The 18,659-nt window shown below is 73.4% G+C and carries 17 protein-coding genes; 5 read left to right on the top strand and 12 right to left on the bottom strand.

All coding sequences use genetic code 11. The annotated features are described in order from the left end of the window. The first annotated feature begins 126 nt into the window (after positions 1-126). Entirely contained in the window at positions 127-1,473 is a 1,347-nt protein-coding gene (locus tag A3Q37_RS32785; protein WP_065490400.1) for a D-alanyl-D-alanine carboxypeptidase family protein, read from the top strand. Here A3Q37_RS32785 and A3Q37_RS32780 read toward each other — a convergent pair. Continuing rightward, positions 1,470-2,408, bottom strand: a complete 939-nt coding sequence (locus tag A3Q37_RS32780; protein WP_065490396.1) for a YihY/virulence factor BrkB family protein — start codon at positions 2,406-2,408, stop codon at positions 1,470-1,472. The two genes, A3Q37_RS32785 and A3Q37_RS32780, sit on opposite strands and share 4 nt — an antisense overlap. Before the next feature lie 172 nt (positions 2,409-2,580). Here A3Q37_RS32780 and A3Q37_RS32775 point away from each other — a divergent pair, with 172 nt between their 5' ends. Beyond that, positions 2,581-3,951, top strand: a complete 1,371-nt coding sequence (locus A3Q37_RS32775; protein ID WP_065490392.1) for an FAD-binding oxidoreductase — start codon at positions 2,581-2,583, stop codon at positions 3,949-3,951. Positions 3,952-3,993: 42 nt separating this feature from the next. Further along, complete coding sequence (locus A3Q37_RS32770; RefSeq protein ID WP_065490391.1) at positions 3,994-4,749, top strand: decaprenylphospho-beta-D-erythro-pentofuranosid-2-ulose 2-reductase; 756 nt, start codon at positions 3,994-3,996, stop codon at positions 4,747-4,749. 24 nt (positions 4,750-4,773) lie between these two features. Here the strand turns inward: A3Q37_RS32770 and A3Q37_RS32765 are convergent, their stop codons facing one another. Then, positions 4,774-5,376, bottom strand: coding sequence for a 2'-5' RNA ligase family protein (locus A3Q37_RS32765; RefSeq protein ID WP_065490389.1), 603 nt, complete (start codon positions 5,374-5,376; stop codon positions 4,774-4,776). 121 nt (positions 5,377-5,497) lie between these two features. Then, positions 5,498-6,565: a tryptophan--tRNA ligase gene (gene trpS / locus A3Q37_RS32760; RefSeq protein WP_369691481.1), complete on the bottom strand. Its 1,068-nt coding sequence runs from the start codon at positions 6,563-6,565 to the stop codon at positions 5,498-5,500. A 237-nt stretch (positions 6,566-6,802) separates the two neighbouring features. Here trpS and rocD point away from each other — a divergent pair, with 237 nt between their 5' ends. After that, complete coding sequence (gene rocD, locus A3Q37_RS32755; RefSeq protein WP_065490388.1) at positions 6,803-8,011, top strand: ornithine--oxo-acid transaminase; 1,209 nt, start codon at positions 6,803-6,805, stop codon at positions 8,009-8,011. A gap of 10 nt (positions 8,012-8,021) precedes the next feature. Here rocD and A3Q37_RS32750 read toward each other — a convergent pair whose 3' ends face one another. From A3Q37_RS32750 to A3Q37_RS32740, 3 genes are all read right to left on the bottom strand, one after another. Continuing rightward, a complete protein-coding gene (locus tag A3Q37_RS32750; RefSeq protein ID WP_065490387.1) occupies positions 8,022-9,209 on the bottom strand; it encodes a glutathionylspermidine synthase family protein in 1,188 nt (395 codons plus the stop codon). A 6-nt stretch (positions 9,210-9,215) separates the two neighbouring features. Then, positions 9,216-9,533: a hypothetical protein gene (locus A3Q37_RS32745; RefSeq protein WP_065490386.1), complete on the bottom strand. Its 318-nt coding sequence runs from the start codon at positions 9,531-9,533 to the stop codon at positions 9,216-9,218. Between the two features lie 113 nt (positions 9,534-9,646). Further along, positions 9,647-11,047, bottom strand: a complete 1,401-nt coding sequence (locus A3Q37_RS32740) for a PLP-dependent aminotransferase family protein (RefSeq protein ID WP_065490385.1) — start codon at positions 11,045-11,047, stop codon at positions 9,647-9,649. Between the two features lie 47 nt (positions 11,048-11,094). Between A3Q37_RS32740 and A3Q37_RS32735 the strand changes: the two genes are divergently transcribed. Further along, positions 11,095-11,610, top strand: a complete 516-nt coding sequence (locus tag A3Q37_RS32735; protein WP_065490383.1) for a carboxymuconolactone decarboxylase family protein — start codon at positions 11,095-11,097, stop codon at positions 11,608-11,610. 22 nt (positions 11,611-11,632) lie between these two features. Here A3Q37_RS32735 and A3Q37_RS32730 read toward each other — a convergent pair whose 3' ends face one another. The 6 genes from A3Q37_RS32730 to A3Q37_RS32705 form a co-directional block, all read right to left on the bottom strand. Beyond that, positions 11,633-12,613, bottom strand: a complete 981-nt coding sequence (locus A3Q37_RS32730; RefSeq protein WP_065490381.1) for a serine/arginine repetitive matrix protein 2 — start codon at positions 12,611-12,613, stop codon at positions 11,633-11,635. Between the two features lie 3 nt (positions 12,614-12,616). After that, on the bottom strand, positions 12,617-13,024 hold the full coding sequence (locus A3Q37_RS32725; protein WP_065490379.1) for a hypothetical protein: 408 nt from the start codon (positions 13,022-13,024) through the stop codon (positions 12,617-12,619). Beyond that, a complete protein-coding gene (locus tag A3Q37_RS32720) occupies positions 13,021-14,883 on the bottom strand; it encodes a hypothetical protein (RefSeq protein WP_065490377.1) in 1,863 nt (620 codons plus the stop codon). The genes A3Q37_RS32725 and A3Q37_RS32720 overlap by 4 nt, the downstream gene beginning before the upstream one ends. A gap of 163 nt (positions 14,884-15,046) precedes the next feature. Further along, on the bottom strand, positions 15,047-16,036 hold the full coding sequence (locus A3Q37_RS32715) for a malate dehydrogenase (RefSeq protein WP_065490375.1): 990 nt from the start codon (positions 16,034-16,036) through the stop codon (positions 15,047-15,049). A 266-nt stretch (positions 16,037-16,302) separates the two neighbouring features. Beyond that, entirely contained in the window at positions 16,303-17,505 is a 1,203-nt protein-coding gene (locus tag A3Q37_RS32710; RefSeq protein ID WP_065490372.1) for an XRE family transcriptional regulator, read from the bottom strand. 525 nt (positions 17,506-18,030) lie between these two features. Continuing rightward, a partial coding sequence (locus A3Q37_RS32705) for a DUF3017 domain-containing protein (protein ID WP_255312018.1) occupies positions 18,031-18,659 on the bottom strand: 629 nt, incomplete at its 5' end.

The raw sequence follows: 18,659 nt of genomic DNA, 5'->3' as shown, positions 1-18,659 counted from the left end.
GTATCGCCGTCGTCCCCCGGCCGCCTCCCCCGGGGTGGCGTCCGAACGGGGCCGTCCTGGCGTTCCCTGCGGCGGGTCAGCCGGTCCGGGTCCTCATCCCCAACTTCGCCCTGTACGTTTCCGACCGTGCCTGTTCTGAAAAAGATCGCCCTCACGGTCACATCCGCCACCTTGTTGTCCGGTTTCGTCCTCAGTCCCGCCGCGGCGGCCGACAAGGACAAGAGCGACGACAAACAGCCCAAGCCGCCGGGTGTCATGTCCAGCCTCGGCGGGGAGCGGCTCAGCATGTCCGGCACCCAGGTCGATCTGGCGCCGGGGGTGCCGGTGGTGCCCAAGGGGCTGACCGCCCGGTCGTGGATCGTCGCGGACGCGGAGAGCGGGGACGTCCTGGCGGCGCACAACTCGCACTGGCGGCTGCCTCCCGCCTCCACCCTGAAGATGCTCTTCGCGGACACGGTGCTGCCCGCGCTCCAGCCCACCCAGACCCACAAGGTGACGGAGAGCGAGCTGGCCGGGGTCGGCGAGGGGAGCAGCCTCGTCGGGATCAAGGAGGACCACACCTACACGGTCCACGACCTGTGGCTCGGGGTGTTCCTGCGGTCGGGCAACGACGCGGTGCACGTCCTCTCCGAGATGTACGGCGGTGTCCCGCAGACGGTGGCCGCGATGCAGAAGCACGCGGAGGAGCTCCAGGCGCTGGACACCGTGGTGGTCTCGCCGGACGGGTACGACGCGCCGCGCCAGGTCTCCAGCGCCTACGACCTGACGCTGATCGCCCGCAGCGGGATGCAGAAGAAGGACTTCCGTGAGTACGCGGCAACCGCGTCGGCCGACTTCCCCGGCGAGAAGAAGAAGGGGAAGAAGCGCGAGTCCTTCGAGATCCAGAACACCAACCGGCTGATCACCGGGGACATCGGCGTGGATCCGTACAAGGGCATCGCGGGCGTCAAGAACGGCTACACCACCCACGCGGGCAACACCTTCACCGGCGTCGCCGAGCGCAACGGCAAGGTCCTCCTGGTCACGGTGATGAACCCGTCGGCGGAGGAGAGCCACGCCGTCTACAAGGAGGCCGCCAAGCTGCTCGACTGGGGCTTCGCCGCGAGCGGCAAGGTGCCCCCGATCGGCCAGCTGGTGCCGCCGAAGTCCGTGGACACCGGCACCGGCACCTCGACCGGCGGCAAGGGCGCGGCGCCCGCCGCCGGGGCGGACCAGGGCACGGGGGGCCAGGCGGAGGCCGCGCACGCGTCGGCGGCCTCGAAGGGTTCCAGCGGGGTCGGGGTCGCCCTGGCGATCATCGGCGGTCTGCTGGTGGTCGTGGCCGCCGCGGTGTTCCTGGTCAACCGCCGCTGGCCGCTGGCGGGTCTGGGCGGCCGCACCACGTCGGAGACGAAGGACGCGGGCGAGGCGGCGGACACGGCCGAGCCGGCCGCCTCGGGCACTCCGGCGGGTCCGGCAGCTGACAAGCCCTAGGCGCGCGTGGAGCCGCCGGGTGCCTCGGCCCCGGCGGCGTCCCCGGCCTCCGGTACGTCCTGCCCCGCGTCCGCGCCCTCGTCCTCCTTGCTCCCGGTCGCCGTCCAGGCGGCGCAGAACAGCAGCAGCTTGGCGGTGAAGTTGATCCACAGGAGCAGAGCGATCGGCACGCCGAACGCGCCGTACATGCTCTTGCCCGCCACGTCCCTCATATAGCTGCCGAGCAGCAGCTTGAGCAGTTCGAAGCCGACCGCCCCGAGCAGCGCCGCGACCACCAGCCGCCGCCGGGGCGGCTCCACGCCGGGCAGCAGGGTCAGCAGATAGAGCAGCAGCAGGAAGTCCGCGACGACCGCGACCGCCAGCGCGGCCACCCGCAGCAGTACGCCGCCGGCCCCGCTCTCGGGAATGCCGATCAGGTCGGCGGTCCGGCCGACCGCCACCGAGCCGATGCTGGAGACCGCCACGGTGGCGAGCACCGCACCGCCGAGGCCGACCAGCAGCACCGCGTCCTTCACCTTGGCGACGACGGGGTTGGCGTCCTGGACGTCGTCCAGCTCCCAGACCGCGCGCAGGCACTCGCGCAGCGAGCCGACCCAGCCGACGCCCGTGAACAGCAGCAGCGCACCGGCCACCAGGCCGACCGTGCCCGCGTTGGCGACCAGTCCGTCGATGCCGAGCTGGTCGGAGATGCCGGGCACCTGGTCGGCGAGCTTCTCCTTGATGGTGTCGAGCTGCTCGTCGCTCAGCAGGGCGGCGGCGATCGCCGCGCCGACCGCGATCAGCGGGAAGAGGGCGAGAAAGCTGATGAAGGTGATCGCCGCCGCCAGCCTGGCCCAGTGGACCCGGTCCAGCCGCTCGTAGGAACGCCAGGCGTGCGTCTCCATCAGCCGGGTGACCAGGGGTCCGATCACCGGGAGTTTTTTCAGCCAGTCCATGACGTCACGCGTACCCTCCTGAGCCCGGAACACCAGCGGCTCGCCCCGGACTCTCCCGGACGCGTCCGGTGGATCTTCGTCACCATGCGCTGACACTCACTCCATCACCCGTTCCGGTGAGCGAATTCACCAATGCCGCAAAGGGGATTTCCCGGGCGATACGGTCACTCCCATGTCCGTCGACACGGTGTCCTTGACCGGCTGGGGCCGCACCGCCCCGACGACCGCTGTGCGGTTCCGCCCCCGTGGTTACGAGGATGCGGCCGCCGTCGTCCGGGGGCGCGGGCCCCGGGGCGTCATCGCGCGCGGGCTGGGGCGGTCGCCCGGGGACGCGGCGCAGAACGCGGGCGGCTCGGTGCTCGATCTGTCGGGCCTGGCCCGGATCGGCGGGGTGGACGCCGCCGCCGGCGTGGTGCGCTGCGACGCGGGGGTCAGCCTGGAGCGGCTGCTGCGGGTCCTGCTGCCGCTGGGCTGGCTGCCGCCGGTCCTGCCGGGGACCGGCAGGGTGACGGTCGGCGGGGCGATCGCCTCCGATCTGCCCGGCCTCGACCACCGCCGGGCGGGTTCGTTCGCCCGGCACGTGAGCGCCCTGGAGCTGCTCACGGCCGACGGCGAGGTGCGTACGGTGCTGCCGGGCACCGCCCTCTTCGACGCGACCGCCGGGGGTCTCGGGCTGACCGGCGTGATCCTGGGTGCCACGCTCCGCCTCCGGCGCGTCACCACGGGGCTGATGTCGGTCTCCACCGAGCGCGCCGGGGACCTGGACGATCTGCTGGCCCGTTTCACCGCGGGCGGCGACCGGCTGCCGTACGCCTCCGCCTGGGTCGACCTGATGGCCCGGGGCCGGGCGACCGGACGCGGGATCCTCACCCGGGGGGAGCACGCGACCCCCGATATGCGCCCGGCGCACGCGGGGCGCATTGGACTCGCGAAGCGCTCCGGAGGAGCGCCGGGGAAGCCTCTCCTCCCCGGTCTCCCGCCGCTGCCGGGCGGGCTGCTCGGACCGGCGGCCGCGGCCGCCGCCCTGTGCAACGAGGTCCGCTACCGGGGCGCACCCCGCGCGCGGACCGGTGAGCTGCGCCCCGTCCCCGCCTTCTTCCACGCCTCGGACGCCCTCCCCGACGTACGCCCGCTCTACGGCCGGGGCGGTCTGGTGCGCTACCGGTTCACCGTCGGGTACGGCCAGGAGGAGACCCTGCACCGGGTGGTGCGCCGGATCGCGGCGCGCCGGAGCCCCGCCGTGCGGGCCGTTCTCCAGCGGTTCGGGGCGGCGGGCCCGGGCCCGCTGTCGTTCGCCGCGCCCGGCTGGTCCCTGGAGCTGGATCTGCCCGCGGCCCTGCCGGGACTGGCCCGCCTCCTGGACGGTGTCGACGAGGAGGTGGCCGCCGCCGGGGGCCGGGTCTGCCTGGCGCAGGACTCCCGGATGCGGCCGGAGACGGCGGCCGCGATGTACCCGCGGCTGGCGGAGTTCCGGGAGCTGCGGGCGCGGCTGGACCCGGCGGGAGCGTTCCGCTCGGACCTGTCGCGCCGGCTCGGACCGTGATCGACCCCAGAGAATCTCACCCCATCTGACCAGGAGCTTTCCGTGAAGGATGCCTTCGGCGCCCCGCAGTCCCTGCTCGTCCTCGGCGGTACGTCCGAGATCGCTCTGGCCACCGCGCGCCGGCTGATCGCCCTGCGCACCCGCCGGGTCTGGCTGGCCGGGCGCCCCTCCCCCGCCCTGGACGCGGCCGCCGCCGAGCTGCGCGGGCGCGGGGCCGACGTCCGTACCGTCGACTTCGACGCGCTGGACTCCGCCTCCCACGAGGTCGCCCTCGGCAAGGTCTTCGCGGAGGGCGACATCGACGTCGTGCTGATGGCGTTCGGGGTCCTCGGCGATCAGGCGCGGGACGAGGAGGAGCCGATGGCCGCCGTCCGGGTCGCCCAGACCAACTACACGGGGGCGGTCTCCGCCGGGCTGGTGTGCGCCGGCGCACTCCAGGCGCAGGGCCACGGTTCGCTGGTGGTGCTGTCCTCGGTGGCCGGGGAGCGCGCCCGGCGCGCGGACTTCATCTACGGCTCCAGCAAGGCGGGGCTCGACGCGTTCGCCCAGGGGCTCGGCGACGCGCTCCAGGGCACCGGGGTGCAGGTGATGGTGGTCCGGCCGGGGTTCGTCCGGACCCGGGCCACGGCGGGGCTGCCGGAGCAGCCGCTCGCGACCGGGCCCGAGGAGGTCGCGGACGCGATCGTCACGGGGCTGCGGCGGCGCTCGGAGACCGTATGGGTGCCCGGTTCGCTGCGGGTGGTGATGGCGGCGCTGCGGCATGTGCCGCGCCCGCTGTTCCGGCGGCTGCCCGTCTGAGCGCCCGAGCTGCGCCGGGGCCGCTCAGGGCCGCAGCGACGGGGCCGAGGTCGACGCCTCGATCGTGTAGCCGCCCTGGGCGGGGACGGCGGGCGCGCCGCCGCCTCCGCCGAACGGGAAGTCGCGGAGCTTGCGCCAGACGGCGTCCGGGCCCTGCTCGTACAGCGCGAAGGAACCGCAGGTCCAGGCGGCCTCGTAGTCGGCGAGCTCCGCGTAGGCGCGGTCCATGGCCTCCTCGGAGATGCCGTGGGCCACGGTGACGTGCGGGTGGTACGGGAACTGGAGCTCGCGGACCAGGGGCCCGGAGGCGTCCCGGACCCGCTTCTGGAGCCAGGAACAGGCCGAGGCGCCCGCGACGACCTGGACGAAGACGACCGGCGACAGCGGGCGGAAGGTGCCGGTGCCGGAGAGCCGCATCGGGAACGGGCGGCCGGCCGTGGCGATCGTGTCGAGATGCGCCTCGATCGCGGGCAGGTCCGCCGCGTCCGCCTCCGTCGGCGGGAGCAGGGTGACGTGGGTGGGAATGCCGAAGGCGGCAGGGTCCCCGAAGCTCGCGCGGCGTTCCTGGAGCAGGCTGCCGTAGGGCTCCGGGACCGCGATCGAAACGCCGAGCGTTACGGTCCCCACGTCGTTCTCCTCCGTCGTCGATGGTCGATTTTCGGTCATGCCGCGCGGGCCGGGCACCCGGCCCGCGCGTTCCGCCGCAAGTGTGACCCCTGCGGCCATGATCTCGCCAGGGTCCTTGGACTCAGTGCTTCGCGGGCAGGAAGCCCATCCGGTCGTACGTCTGTGCCAGCGTCTCCGCGGCGACGGCCCTGGCCTTCTCCGCTCCCTTGGCCAGGATGGAGTCCAGCGTCTCCGGGTCGTCCAGATATTCCTGGGTGCGGGCCCGGAAGGGAGTGACGAATTCCACCATGGCTTCGGCCAGGTCGGTCTTCAGCGCGCCGTAGCCCTTGCCCTCGTAACTGCGTTCCAGATCGTCCACCGCCGTGCCCGAGAGGGTGGAGAGGATCGTGAGCAGGTTGCTGACGCCCGGCTTCTTCTCCTCGTCGAAGCGGATCACCGTGTCGGTGTCGGTGACGGCGCTCTTCACCTTCTTGGCGGTGACCTTCGGGTCGTCGAGGAGGTTGATGAGGCCCTTCGGCGTGGAGGCCGACTTGCTCATCTTGACCGCCGGGTCCTGGAGGTCGAAGATCTTCGCCGTCTCCTTGAGGATGTACGGCGCGGGGACGGTGAACGTCTGGCCGTACCGTCCGTTGAACCGCTCGGCGAGGTCGCGGGTCAGCTCGATGTGCTGGCGCTGGTCCTCGCCCACCGGGACCTGGTTCGCCTGGTAGAGCAGGATGTCGGCGACCTGGAGCACCGGGTAGGTGAAGAGGCCGACGGTGGCCCGGTCGGCGCCCTGCTTGGCGGACTTGTCCTTGAACTGCGTCATCCGGGAGGCCTCGCCGAAGCCGGTGAGGCAGTTCATCACCCAGCCGAGCTGGGCGTGCTCGGGCACATGGCTCTGGACGAAGAGCGTGCAGCGCTCCGGGTCCAGGCCGGCCGCCAGCAGCTGCGCCGCCGCGAGCCGGGTGTTGGCCCGCAGCTCGGCGGGGTCCTGCGGGACCGTGATCGCGTGCAGGTCCACGACCATGTAGAAGGCGTCGTGGCTCTCCTGCAACGCCACCCACTGGCGCACCGCGCCCAGGTAGTTGCCGAGGTGGAACGAGCCTGCGGTGGGCTGGATCCCGGAGAGCACGCGCGGACGGGCGGCCGCACCGGTGCGGCCCGTCTGCGGCTGGTCGGTGGGGAGCGAAGGGCGATCAGAGGCCATGGCCCCATTGTCTCAGGTGCCCGGGGCATCTCCGGCAGCCGGTGCGGGGGCGGAAAGGGCGCGTCACCGCACGGTCCCGGAGCACGGGAGCGCACAGCTGAGACGAACCACACATTCCGGCCGCCCGGCGTGCGACGGCGGGCGCGCCGCGCGGTGGAGGTTTCCCGGCGCGAGGACCGGCCGACGATACAAAGTGGGCACCACCCGCCGCCCAGCCGCACGACGAACGGAGACCCCGTGTCGACCACGGAAACCGCCATCGCCTCCGCCGAGGCGCACAGCGCGCACAACTACCACCCGTTGCCGGTCGTCGTGGCCTCCGCCGAGGGCGCCTGGATGACCGATGTCGAGGGCCGCCGCTACCTGGACCTGCTCGCCGGATATTCGGCGCTCAATTTCGGCCATGGCAACCGCCGTCTCATCGACGCGGCCAGGGCCCAGCTGGATCGCGTCACGCTGACGTCCCGGGCCTTCTACCACGACCGGTTCGCCGATTTCTGTACGGAGCTGGCGGCGCTGTGCGGCATGGAGACGGTGCTGCCGATGAACACCGGGGCGGAGGCCGTGGAGACCGCGGTGAAGACCGCCCGCAAGTGGGGCTACCGGGTCAAGGGCGTACCGGACGGCATGGCCAAGATCATCGTGGCCTCGGACAACTTCCACGGCCGTACGACGACGATCGTCAGCTTCTCCACCGACCCGGAGGCGCGGGCCGACTTCGGCCCGTACACCCCGGGCTTCGAGATCGTGCCGTACGGGGATCTCACCGCGATGCGGGAGGCGATGACCGAGAACACCGTGGCGGTGCTGATCGAGCCGATCCAGGGCGAGGCGGGGGTGCTGGTGCCGCCGGCCGGCTATCTCCCCGGCGTACGGGAGCTGACCCGCGAGCGGAACGTGCTGTTCATCGCGGACGAGATCCAGTCGGGCCTGGGCCGGACCGGGAAGACGTTCGCGCTGGACCACGAGGGTGTGGTGCCGGACATGTATGTGCTGGGCAAGGCGCTGGGCGGCGGGGTGGTGCCGGTCTCCGCGGTGGTCTCGTCGGCGGATGTGCTGGGGGTGTTCCGGCCCGGTGAGCACGGCTCGACGTTCGGCGGGAACCCGCTGGCGTGCGCGGTGGCGCTGGAGGTGATCGCGATGCTGCGGACCGGCGAGTACCAGCAGCGGGCGGCCGAGCTGGGCGACCATCTGCACCGGGAACTGGGCCTGTTGACGGGCGGCGGCGCGGTGGAGGCGGTGCGCGGCCGGGGGCTGTGGGCGGGGGTGGACATCGCTCCGGCGCTGGGCACCGGCCGGGAGATCTCCGAGAAGCTGATGGAGGAGGGGGTGCTGGTGAAGGACACCCACGGCTCGACGATCCGGATCGCGCCGCCGCTGGTGATCTCCAAGGAGGACCTGGACTGGGGCCTGGACCGGCTGCGGGCGGTGCTGAGCGCCCGGTAGGACGCAGGTCTCAGAGGATGACGTGGGGCAGGAAGCGGGCGTACTCGTCCGTGACCGGCCCCGCCGACTCCCGGATGCCGAGCCCCGCCGCCTCGTCCTCGACGGTCCACGCGCCGAGCACCACCCGGTTGCCGTCGATCTCGGGCAGCGGGGCCAGCTCCTGGTAGCAGCACGGCTCGTCGCGCGGGACCGGCGGGGAGCCGGGGCCGTGCAGGTCGACCCCGGCGCCCTCGCGGCCGAGCAGCGGCTTGGAGACGTACCCCGCCCCGCCGGGTCCGGCCAGCTCGCGCGGTCCGTCGAGATAGGCGGGCAGCAGGTTCGGGTGGCCGGGGTACAGCTCCCAGAGGATCGCCAGCAGCGCCTTGTTGGAGAGCAGCATCTTCCAGGCGGGCTCGATCCAGCAGGTGGTGCCGGAGCCGCCGCCGTTGTCGAGGGTGTCCAGGACCTGCGGGCCGAAGCGGTCGGTGGCCAGCCACTCCCAGGGGTAGAGCTTGAAGCAGCTGCGGATGAAGCGCAGCCGGTCGTCGACGAACCGCCCCGACAGCCGGTCCCAGCCGATCTCCTCGACGGACAGCGCGTGCGTCTCCAGGCCGGCCTGGTCGGCGGTCTCGCGCAGATACGCGACCGTCATCAGGTCCTCGCCCGCCTCGTCGCCGTCGGAGTGGACGAAGTGCAGCGGGCCCGGCGGCAGCAGGGGCGCCTGCCGCTTCCAGGCGGCGACGAGCCGTTCATGCAGGGAGTTCCACTGGTCGGCTCCGGGGAACCGGTCCTCCATCCAGAACCACTGCGCGCTCGCCGCCTCCACCAGCGAGGTCGGGGTGTCGGCGTTGTACTCCAGCATCTTCGCCGGGCCGTTCCCGTCGTACCGCAGGTCGAACCGCCCGTACACGGACGGGAGTTCGGCGCGGCGGTGCCAGGACTCGGCGACGAGCCCGGCCAGCCGGGGGTCGGTGATGCCGAGTTCGGCGAAGCGGTCGTGCTCGACGATGTGCGCGGCGGCGGCCAGGCTCATCGTGTGCAGTTCCTCGACGACCTCCTCCAGCGCCTCGACCTCGGGCAGCGAGAAGGCGTAGTAGGCGCTCTCGTCCCAGTACGGGCGGAGCGAGTCGTCGGGGTAGCGGGTGAGCGGGTAGACGACGCCCTGCGATTCGACGGTCTGCTGCCAGCCGGGGCGCGGCTCGATCGTGCGGCGCTCCATCGTGGCTCAGCCCCCGCCCGACTTCGAGCAGCCGAAGCCGCCCCGGTCGACTGCGGACTTGTCGAAGCTGCCGCCCTGCACCTTGCCGTCGTAGCTGCTGGTGCTGCCGCCGTAGTAGTACGAGCCCCGGCCGCCGCCGGAACCGCCCGCGCCGCCACCGCCACCGCCGCTGCCGCCCCGGCACTCGTAACTGGGCAGGGGCTCGCGGGTCACGCGGTCGGCGCAGCGCTTGTCCGGCTCCGAGCCGCAGGATGTGATCGTCAGGGCGAGCAGCCCCATGCCGCCGAGCACGACCGTGCTCGACCTCAGCCTTCGTCCGGCCATGTTCGGTTTCTCCCCCGTGGTACGTGTTCCGGCCCTGGCCGCATCTCCGCAACCGGACCTCTTGTCAGACTAGTTCGACGGATGGTCGATTCGAAACCTGCCTTCCGCGGGTCCTACGGCAGCACCCGGCACAGGGCGTCCAGCGCGCCCGCCCAGGCGCTCTCGGACGGCGATCCGTAGCCGATCACCAGGGCGTCGCGGGTGGCCGGGGCGTCCGGGTGGCGGTAGCGGGACAGGCCCTCCAGCGCCAGGCCCTGGAAGGCCGCCGCCTGGATCACGGAGCGTTCGGCGCCCGCGGGGAGTTCGAGGACGGCGTGCAGCCCGGCCGCGATCCCGCTGACCTCGATGCCCGGCGCGCGGTCCGCGAGCGCCGCGACGAGCTGGTCGCGGCGGCGGCGGTAGCGCAGCCGCATGGAGCGCACATGCCGGTCGTACGCGCCCGACGCGATGAACTCCGCGAGGGTGAGCTGGTCGGGCGAGCCGGAGACCCGGTCGGCCATGCCCTGCGCCGCCACCACCTCGCCGATCAGCTGCCGGGGCAGCACCATCCAGCCCAGCCGCAGCCCCGGGGCCAGCGACTTGCTGGCGGTGCCGAGATACACCACCCGTTCCGGGTCGAGGCCCTGGAGCGCGCCCACCGGCTGCCGGTCGTACCGGAATTCCCCGTCGTAGTCGTCCTCCAGGATCAGCCCGCCGGTGGAGCGGGCCCAGTCGACAGCGGCGGCCCGGCGGTCGGGGTGCAGCGGTACGCCGGTGGGGAACTGGTGCGCCGGGGTCAGCAGCACCGCGCCCGCGCCGCGCATCGCGGCCAGCTCACCGGTGCGCGACCCGTGCTGGTCCAGCGGCAGGCACGGGATGCGCAGTCCGGCGTCGGTGAGCAGGTTCGTATGGACGTCGAGGCCGTACGACTCGACGGCGACCTCCCGGACCCGGCGGCGGCGCAGCACCCGGCCCAGCAGCGCGATGCCGTGGGCGAAGCCGGCGCAGATCACGATGTGCTCCGGGTCGGCGTACACCCCGCGGGCCCGCGCCAGATACTCGGCCAGCACGGTGCGCAGTTCGACGCGGCCCTGCGGGTCGCCGTAGCCGAAGACCTCGTCGGGCGCGGCGGTGAGCGCCTTGCGGGCGGCCTTCAGCCAGGCGGTGCGCGGGAAACCGGACAGGTCGGGTGTGCCGGGCTTCAGGTCGTACCCGGCCCCGGTCCTGGCCGGCCGGGCGGGGGCGGCCGCCGGGTCCGGGCGGCGCGGCGCGGACCGCTGGGCGACCCGGGTCCCCGAGCCCTGGCGAGCGGTGAGCCAGCCCTCGGCGACCAGTTCGGCGTAAGCGTCGGCGACGGTGTTGCGGGCGATGCCCAGGTCGGCGGCGAGCACCCGGGAGGACGGCAGCCGGGTGCCGGGGGCGAGGCGGCCGGTGCGCACCGCCTCGCGCAGCGCCTCCATCAGCCCGCTGCGCAGCCCCTGGCCGACCGGCTCCAGATGCAGGTCGGCGCCGAAAGTGGCCCAGGAATCCGTCATGCCAATGGACCATACCGGCGGGCCATCGGGGACGTAACGTCGTCCTCATGACCACCACGCACGCACACCACCACGCCCCCGCCGACCTCGCCGCCGAGGAGCCGCAGCGGCTCTCCGTCTCCCAGCTGCTCCCGGACGTCTACAAGGCGATGGTCCGGCTCGACATCGCCGCCCGCCAGGGCCTGGACCCGGTCCTGGTGGAGCTGGTGAAGATCCGCGCCTCGCAGCTCAACCAGTGCGCGTTCTGCCTGGACATGCACAGCAAGGACGCGCTGGCGGCGGGCGAGTCCGCCGAGCGGATCGTCCAGCTCAGCGCCTGGCGGGAGTCGCGGCACTTCTACACGGAGAAGGAGCTGGCGGCGCTCGCGCTGACCGAGGCGGTCACCGTGCTCACCGACGGTTTCGTCCCGGACGAGGTGTACGCGGAGGCGGCCGGGCACTTCGAGGAGACCGAGCTGGCCCAGCTGATCGCGGCGATCACCGTGATCAACGCCTGGAACCGGTTCGGCGTGACCGGCCGGCTGGCCCCCGGCCACTACACGCCGGGCGACTTCAAGAGCTGACCACGGGGCGGCCGGGCGGCCGTCAGAACGGGCTGTCGTACGGGTCGAAGTGCGTCACGGCGACGTCGAGGATCTCCTCGTGGCGTGGCCAGTCGCTCTCGGGGGCGGCGACCAGCACCGCGTAGAGGCGGTCGTCCGACGCGGTGAAGACCCGCTCGACGACCTGGCGGCGGCCGCCGGACTCCTCGTGGTCGTACGCGTACACCAGCTCGGCCGCCTCGCCGCCGAGCGGGTTGTCGACGGGGCCGATGCCGACCTCCTCGAAACCGGGGGCGCCGCTGCGCTCGTCGGAGGCCCGGCGGACCGAGCCCAGGGCCGTGGCCCCGGGCTCGGCCACCCGGAACACCTGGATCAGCTCGGCACCGCCGGTGGTCCGGTAGAACACCCCGCCGGTCTCCGCCGAGCGCTCTCCCCACTCCTCGGGGACCGCGATCCGGAAGCCCTCCGCGTCGTCCAGGGCGACGTACCCGGGGGGCGGTGAGCCGTCAGGGGCCGCGGCTTCGTCGGACGGGGCTTCACCGGACGGGGCTTCACCGGTGGGGCCGGTGCCCTCGGCACCCGGCTCCGGAGCCGCCGGGTCCGTGACCTCGTCGGCCGGAGCACTCGCCGACTGCCCCTGTGCACCGTCCCGGCCACCGTCGTCCCCGTCCGCCAGGGTGGACCACAGCGCCGCCGCACCGGCGGCGAGCACGGCCACCGCGAGCCCGGCGGCCACCGGGACGAGCCGTTGCCGCGGCGTCCGGGCGGCGGGCGGGGGTCCGTGGACGCCGGTGAGGTTGTTGTACGGGCCCAGGGCGTCCGCGCTGCTCTGCGCGTACGGGTCGGAGGCCGTGTTCTCCATGTACGGGTCCCCGGCCCCCGGCGACGCCGGGTCCGTCGGCGGCGCCGAGGGCACGGGCGGTACCACCGGAGCGGTGACGGGCGGCGGCGGTGCGTAGGCGCGCGGCTCGTCCGTCTCCCAGCTCTGGGACGCGTCGTTCCAGCGCACCCCTCCCCCGGCCATCGGTCAGCCTCCCAGCAGCGCGGACAGGGCTTCGGCCACGGCGACGCCGGACGCCAGGGTTCCGGTGAGAGCGCCGGCGGCGTCGAGCGCCCGCTGGAGGCGGCCCAGGCGGCCCGGCTCCGCGGCACCCGCCGTCTCGATCTCGTCCGCCACCGAGACCAGCTCCGCGTCCAGGACCTCCGTGGTGTCGGTGGTCACGAACCGGGCGAGGTCGGCGCGCAGTTCCCGCACGGCCCGCAGCAGTTCGGCCTGGGTTTCGTCGGCGGGCCCGGCGTGCTGGTGCTGGGTGACGGTGTTGTGGTCGCCGACGGCGAAGGCGCTGCCGGTCACCGAGCCGATGTGCACGGCGGGCCCGGGCCGCTCGTCGGGGGCCGGACCGGGGGTGGGGGCCGGGGTGGATCCGGGGGTCATTTCTCTCCTGTTCTCGGCTTCCGCTCCGGGGCTGCGCCCGGACTCCGCCCCGAGCCGGGGCTGTTCTTCGTACCGGGACCGGCCGGGGCGGCCGGACCGGAGCGCCGGATGTCGTTGTGGTCGCCGATGCCGATCGCGCTGTCCTTCGCGGACTCGATGAACACACCGCCCGCACCGATGTGGACGATTTTCTGCTCGAACTCGTCGGTCTCGTAGCCGGCTTCGCGCAGGGCGAGTTGGACGCCGCCGGTCACCCGGTCCTCGATGCTCTTGAGATACCGGTCGACGTCCATGTCCTGGAAGAGCGACGCCTCGTCGTCGGCGCCCAGCTCCCGGACGGAGAACGCGGGGCCCTCGGCCAGCGCACCGGCGTTCCCGGCCGTGAGCAGCTTCCAGGCGCTCGCCGCGCCTCGGCCCAGGACGACGAGCGCGTGCACGGCCGAGGAGGGAGTGCGGGTCAGCGCCCAGACCGCCTTGCCGAACGCGTTGTTGTTGCGGTGCCGGTGGGCAGCCCGGTCGGCGTCGCGGAACAGCGTGTGCACCGGCTTCAGGACGTGCGGGGCGACCTCCAGCATCAGCATCCCGCCCTGGGTGTGCGTCCGGACGAAGACGGTGACGACGACCTGCTCGCTCCAGCCGCCGACCCGGATGCGCAGGAAGTGCCGTCGGCCCTCGCCGCCCTCCTCGACGGCGCGGCCCCGGTGCTGCTCGAACGCGTCGGGGCCGTAGGGGGCGTCCACCCGTCGGGGCAGGCCCGCCGCCGGCAGGAAGACGCACTCGTCGACCACCAGCTCGCGCAGCCGGTCCCGGACGGCGGCCGCGCCCTCGGGGGAGCCGTGCGGGGAAGGCACCCGCAGCGCCTCCAGCAGGGGCACGATCCGGCGCAGGATCCGGGCGTTGTCGAGCGGCTCGGCGGGGGCGCCCTCGCGGGGCCGGAGCTCCACGGCGAGGTTCCAGGGGCGGTAGGGCGTACCCGCTCCGCAGAACGGGTTCTCCTCCGCATACATGATGAGCGGGGCGTGCTGCTCCAGCCGGATGCGCCGCTGGAGCCGCCGGAAGCGCTCGCCCGGGCCGCGTTCGGCCGGGTCGGCCGCGAGGCCGGGGAAGCTCTTCCGGGACAGCTCCTGGGTCATCAGCCTGGCGAACTGCCCCCGCTGGAGCCCGACCAGGCTCGCGATGACGGCGAGGAAGAAGAGCGCCACCCAGGCGGACCCCGCGCCGGACCCGTCGGAGACGCTGCCCGTGAGCAGCGAGACACCCACGTCGGAGGCGTCCGGCAGGCTGTCGCCGAACCCGTCGGAACCGGAGGACCCGGTGCCGTAGGGGTCGTACGAGGTGGAGGAGCCGGAGTAGCCGTCCGGTTCGGGATCGTCCTCGAACAGGCCGAAAACCGCGCTGCCGAACACCAGGAACCCGATGAGGACCAGCGAGATCCGCCCGTACCAGCGCATCAGGAAGGCGAGCACCCGCCGGTAGACCGGGGGGTCGCCCGCCGGGCCCCGGACCCAGGGTGCGAGGGCCAGCAGTACGCCGGGGAAGAACAGAGTGGCGACGATGCCCCGGGAGAGGACGGCGCCGAGCAGCCAGGCCGCCAGGATGCCCGCGGCCCACCCCAGCTGGGCGCGGCGGGCGCGCAGGGCGTGGGCGAGGACCCGGGCGGCGTCGAAGCCCGCCGACGGGGCGACGATGCGCTGCTCCTGGACGTACAGCTGCTCGATCACCGCGTCCCGGTAGCCGTCGTGCAGATGGACCCCGGCACACAGCAGCCTGCTCGCCTCGCTCGCGGCGGGGTGCACGGGCGGCTTCCCGAGCAGATCGTCCTGGCCCTGCGACGGCCGCGGCACGGCGCTGTCGGTCACCGGCTCCTCATCCCCCTGAAGATCGAAAGGGGCCAATGTACGTGGGGCGGGAGCCCACGGACGAGGCGATTGTCGGCCAACTCCCACCCCGCGCGGAGGCAGGCACACGCGAGCGCCCCCGGCGGCGGATACGGCCGGGGGCGCTCGACGTACTACGTGTGGCTCAGATGAGGCCGAGCTCGCGGACCGCGTCGCGCTCCTCGGTGAGCTCCTTGACCGACGCGTCGATGCGCGCGCGGGAGAACTCGTTGATCTCCAGGCCCTGGACGATCTCGTACTTGCCGTCCTTCGTGGTGACCGGGAAGGAGGAGATGATGCCCTCGGGGACACCATAGGAGCCGTCCGACGGGATACCCATGGAGGTCCAGTCGCCGGCGGCGGTGCCGTTGACCCAGGTGTGGACGTGGTCGATGGCGGCGTTGGCGGCCGAGGCGGCGGAGGACGCGCCCCGGGCCTCGATGATCGCGGCGCCGCGCTTGGCGACGGTCGGGATGAAGGTGTCGGCCAGCCACACCTCGTCGTTGACGACCTCGGCGGCGTTCTTGCCGGCGATCTCCGCGTGGAAGATGTCCGGGTACTGGGTGGCCGAGTGGTTGCCCCAGATCGTCAGCTTCTTGATGTCGGAGACGGCGGCGCCGGTCTTGGCGGCCAGCTGCGAGATCGCGCGGTTGTGGTCCAGGCGGGTCATCGCGGTGAAGCGCTCGGCCGGTACGTCCGGGGCGGCGGCCTGCGCGATGAGCGCGTTGGTGTTGGCCGGGTTGCCGACGACAAGGACCTTGATGTCGTCCGCGGCGTGGTCGTTGATGGCCTTGCCCTGCGGCTTGAAGATGCCGCCGTTGGCGGCGAGCAGGTCGCCGCGCTCCATGCCCTTGGTGCGCGGGCGGGCGCCGACGAGCAGGGCGACGTTCGCACCGGCGAAGCCGACGTTCGGGTCGTCGGTGATCTCGATGCCGCGCAGCAGCGGGAAGGCGCAGTCGTCGAGCTCCATGGCGGTGCCCTCGGCGGCCTTGAGGCCCTGCGGGATCTCCAGGAGGCGCAGGTTGACCGGCACGTCCGGGCCGAGCAGGTGGCCGGAGGCGATGCGGAAGAGCAGCGCGTAGCCGATCTGGCCGGCTGCGCCGGTCACGGTGACATTCACGGGAGTGCGGGTCATGGCGGTCTCCGTTAGACAGCTGGCGGTGGGGGTCCCGGCCCCTGGTGCCGGCCCCTGGTGCGGGAGACCTCTCCGCGCCCCGACGCGTCTTCCGACGAATCTTGACGTGAAGAGATATCCGGCGGCCAGGCTATCGGACCCGGCCGGGCCGGACCGCCCGGCCCCCTGTGGCACCGCACACAAACGGTCACGCACCGCACGCGCGTACGGGCTTGCGGTGCGTGTGGCCGTGCGGCGGGGCGTCCCGACCCCCCGCCGCACCGGTGTCACTCGCCGGGCCCGGTGCAGCCCTTCGTGCCGGAGGTGAGCGTGGCGCAGGCCTTCGCGTCGGACGGCTTCTTCACCGCGACCATCGGGGTGTACGCGTCGGTGTCCCCCATGACCTCGCCGTTCTGGGGGCCGGCGCCCCCGGTGATCTGCACGGTGTCGCCAATCGCCGCCTCGGTGAGGCGGGCCCAGGCGGCGGCGCAGACCTCGCTGTAGCGGACCTCGACCTTGCTGCCGCCGACCACGGCGCTGGCGACCGTACGGGCGAACTCGCCGCCGCAGCCCATCGCCTCGGGGTCCTGCCCGGCGCAGTCCGCACCGCTGCACTCCACGCCCACGGGCAGCTCGGGAGCCTCCGTGGTGGGGGTCGCCGTCGGGGGCGGGGCGGCCTTGGCCGGTTCGTCGCCGCCCGGCGCGAGGAGCACCGCGCCGACGACGACGATCAGCGCGCCGACGGCCCCGACGGCGAGCATGAGGCCCTTGCGGCGGCCGCCGGGGGCCTTGCCCGGTGCGGTGCCGGAAGCGCCGCCCGCGGGAACGGTGTTCTCCGCCGTGTTACGTTCCGGCCGCCGGCCGCCCTGGGGCGGCACACCGTCGTACGGCCGGTCCTGGTGGCGGGCGGGGGCCGGGGCGGCGCCACGCTGGGTGGGGACGATGAGCTGGCGCGTGTCGTCGTCGCCGGGCTCGTAGGCCCCGCCGCCGTACGGGCTCTTGCCCTGGGCGTCGCGGGGCGGGGCGTCCGTACCGGCCGGGCCCGCGGCGGCGGGAACCCGGGCGCCGGGACCGGTCGCGCCGTGTCGGCCGCCGCCGGAGGAGGACCGGCCGGACCGGCCGCCCGCCGGAGCGCCGGGGCCCGTCGTGCCGAGCTCGCCGAGCGCGGCACGGGCCTGCGTGATGCGGATGGCCTCCATCGTCATGTCATGGCGCATCTCGGCCCGGCTCCAGGCCCGCTCCGCCAGCTCCCACATGGTCGTGAGGTGGTGCTGCGGGGTGCCCGTCACCTCGGCGAGCGCCACGACGGCCCCGCGCGGGGCGAGCAGCCGCCCGTTGAGATACCGCTCCCAGGACGTCTTGCTGTAACCCGTGCGGTCGGCCACGGCGTTGATGTTCAGTCCGCTGCGGTCGACGAGCCGACGCAGCTGGCTGGCGAACTCCCTGATCTGCGGGTCGAGCTCTTCGGGCAGTGCCTTCCAACGAGGCATGGCGTTTCCCTTCCCCCCTCATGTCCCCCGGACGTGCTTGCTGTACCCCGCTGCGACCGGTCCTCCGGCCCGCACATCCCCCGGTCCGTCCGCCGTCGGTCCGTTCCGGACCGTCGAACTGGACTACCCACGAGGATGCGCGAAGCCAGGGTGTCAGTTCCTGACGAGGGGGCGCACGGGAGCATTCGGGACGGGGTACGCATCTTTACGCGCCTCGAACACTGCGCCGGTCCTTGCCCGGCCACTGCTCTGCCTGCTCCGTGCCGCTCGGTGTGCCGTGACAGTCTGCCATCGTTGCGCGGCGATCACACCGTGCCGGAATGGTCACTTCCGTGCCACAGGCCACAGTGAGCGCTTGTTCCCGACTTTCATGTCCATGACTCTGGAGTCGGACGGGGCAAGGCCGCCCATCTCGCCGCATACCGGGGCTTCTTGCCCGGTGGGCCCCGTTCCGCCGTGGTGTCCGTCCCCCCTCGGGGGTGGGGACGGCCACCACGGGTCCGATCCGGATCCGGACTGCCTGCCCTAGCGGATCGTGAAGCGGACCGCGTCCTCCAGGATCGGGATGTCGAGCCACGGCTTGGGCTGGGCGACCAGGGCGAGCCCGACGATCAGGGTGCCCATCACCCCGTACGTGACGAGGTCGGTGAAGCGGGACCGTACCGCCAGCATCCCGACCGAGGGCACCACCCAGCGCAGCACGGCACCGGCGATCAGCGCACCGCCGATCAGGATGGTGCCGATGCGGAACGCCTGGTCGAACGGGTCCAGGACCACGATCAGCAGGCCGAGACCGGCCGCGCAGAGCACGGTGAGCGGCGGCCACTGCCGGGCGGGGGGGGGCGCGTCCCCGGACGGGGCCCGCCCGCCGCCCTCGGGCCGGGCGGTGTCCCGGGTGAACCGGGGGAACCGCCGGGATTTGCGGGGGCGCGCGGACGTGGGCGCGTGCGCGGGCGCGTCGGCAGACGCGGGCTCGTCGGACGAGCCGGGCTCGTCGGCCAGTGCGGGCCCGTCGGCCGGTGCGGGCTTGTCGGCCGGTGCGGGCTTGTCGGCCGGTGCGGGCTTGTCGGCCGGTGCGGGCTTGTCGGCCGGTGCGGGCTTGTCGGCCGGTGCGGGCTTGTCGGACGAGCCAGGCCCGTCGGCCGGTACGGACC

This window comes from Streptomyces sp. PTY087I2 (genome assembly GCF_001687325.1).
In the GTDB taxonomy this organism is placed as follows: Bacteria; Actinomycetota; Actinomycetes; order Streptomycetales; family Streptomycetaceae; genus Streptomyces.
This window is presented reverse-complemented; position numbering and strand designations above follow the sequence as displayed.

What these genes read in the sequence shown, in the direction of transcription:
- A3Q37_RS32745 (WP_065490386.1), bottom strand. Translation starts at nt 9,533, where the DNA reads ATGGCCGGACGAAGGCTGAGGTCGAGCACGGTCGTGCTCGGCGGCATG.
- A3Q37_RS32710 (WP_065490372.1), bottom strand. Translation starts at nt 17,505, where the DNA reads ATGCCTCGTTGGAAGGCACTGCCCGAAGAGCTCGACCCGCAGATCAGG.
- A3Q37_RS32725 (WP_065490379.1), bottom strand. Translation starts at nt 13,024, where the DNA reads ATGACCCCCGGATCCACCCCGGCCCCCACCCCCGGTCCGGCCCCCGAC.
- A3Q37_RS32750 (WP_065490387.1), bottom strand. Translation starts at nt 9,209, where the DNA reads ATGGAGCGCCGCACGATCGAGCCGCGCCCCGGCTGGCAGCAGACCGTC.
- A3Q37_RS32775 (WP_065490392.1), top strand. Translation starts at nt 2,581, where the DNA reads ATGTCCGTCGACACGGTGTCCTTGACCGGCTGGGGCCGCACCGCCCCG.
- A3Q37_RS32730 (WP_065490381.1), bottom strand. Translation starts at nt 12,613, where the DNA reads ATGGCCGGGGGAGGGGTGCGCTGGAACGACGCGTCCCAGAGCTGGGAG.
- trpS (WP_369691481.1), bottom strand. Translation starts at nt 6,565, where the DNA reads ATGGCCTCTGATCGCCCTTCGCTCCCCACCGACCAGCCGCAGACGGGC.
- A3Q37_RS32780 (WP_065490396.1), bottom strand. Translation starts at nt 2,408, where the DNA reads ATGGACTGGCTGAAAAAACTCCCGGTGATCGGACCCCTGGTCACCCGG.
- A3Q37_RS32715 (WP_065490375.1), bottom strand. Translation starts at nt 16,036, where the DNA reads ATGACCCGCACTCCCGTGAATGTCACCGTGACCGGCGCAGCCGGCCAG.
- A3Q37_RS32735 (WP_065490383.1), top strand. Translation starts at nt 11,095, where the DNA reads ATGACCACCACGCACGCACACCACCACGCCCCCGCCGACCTCGCCGCC.
- A3Q37_RS32740 (WP_065490385.1), bottom strand. Translation starts at nt 11,047, where the DNA reads ATGACGGATTCCTGGGCCACTTTCGGCGCCGACCTGCATCTGGAGCCG.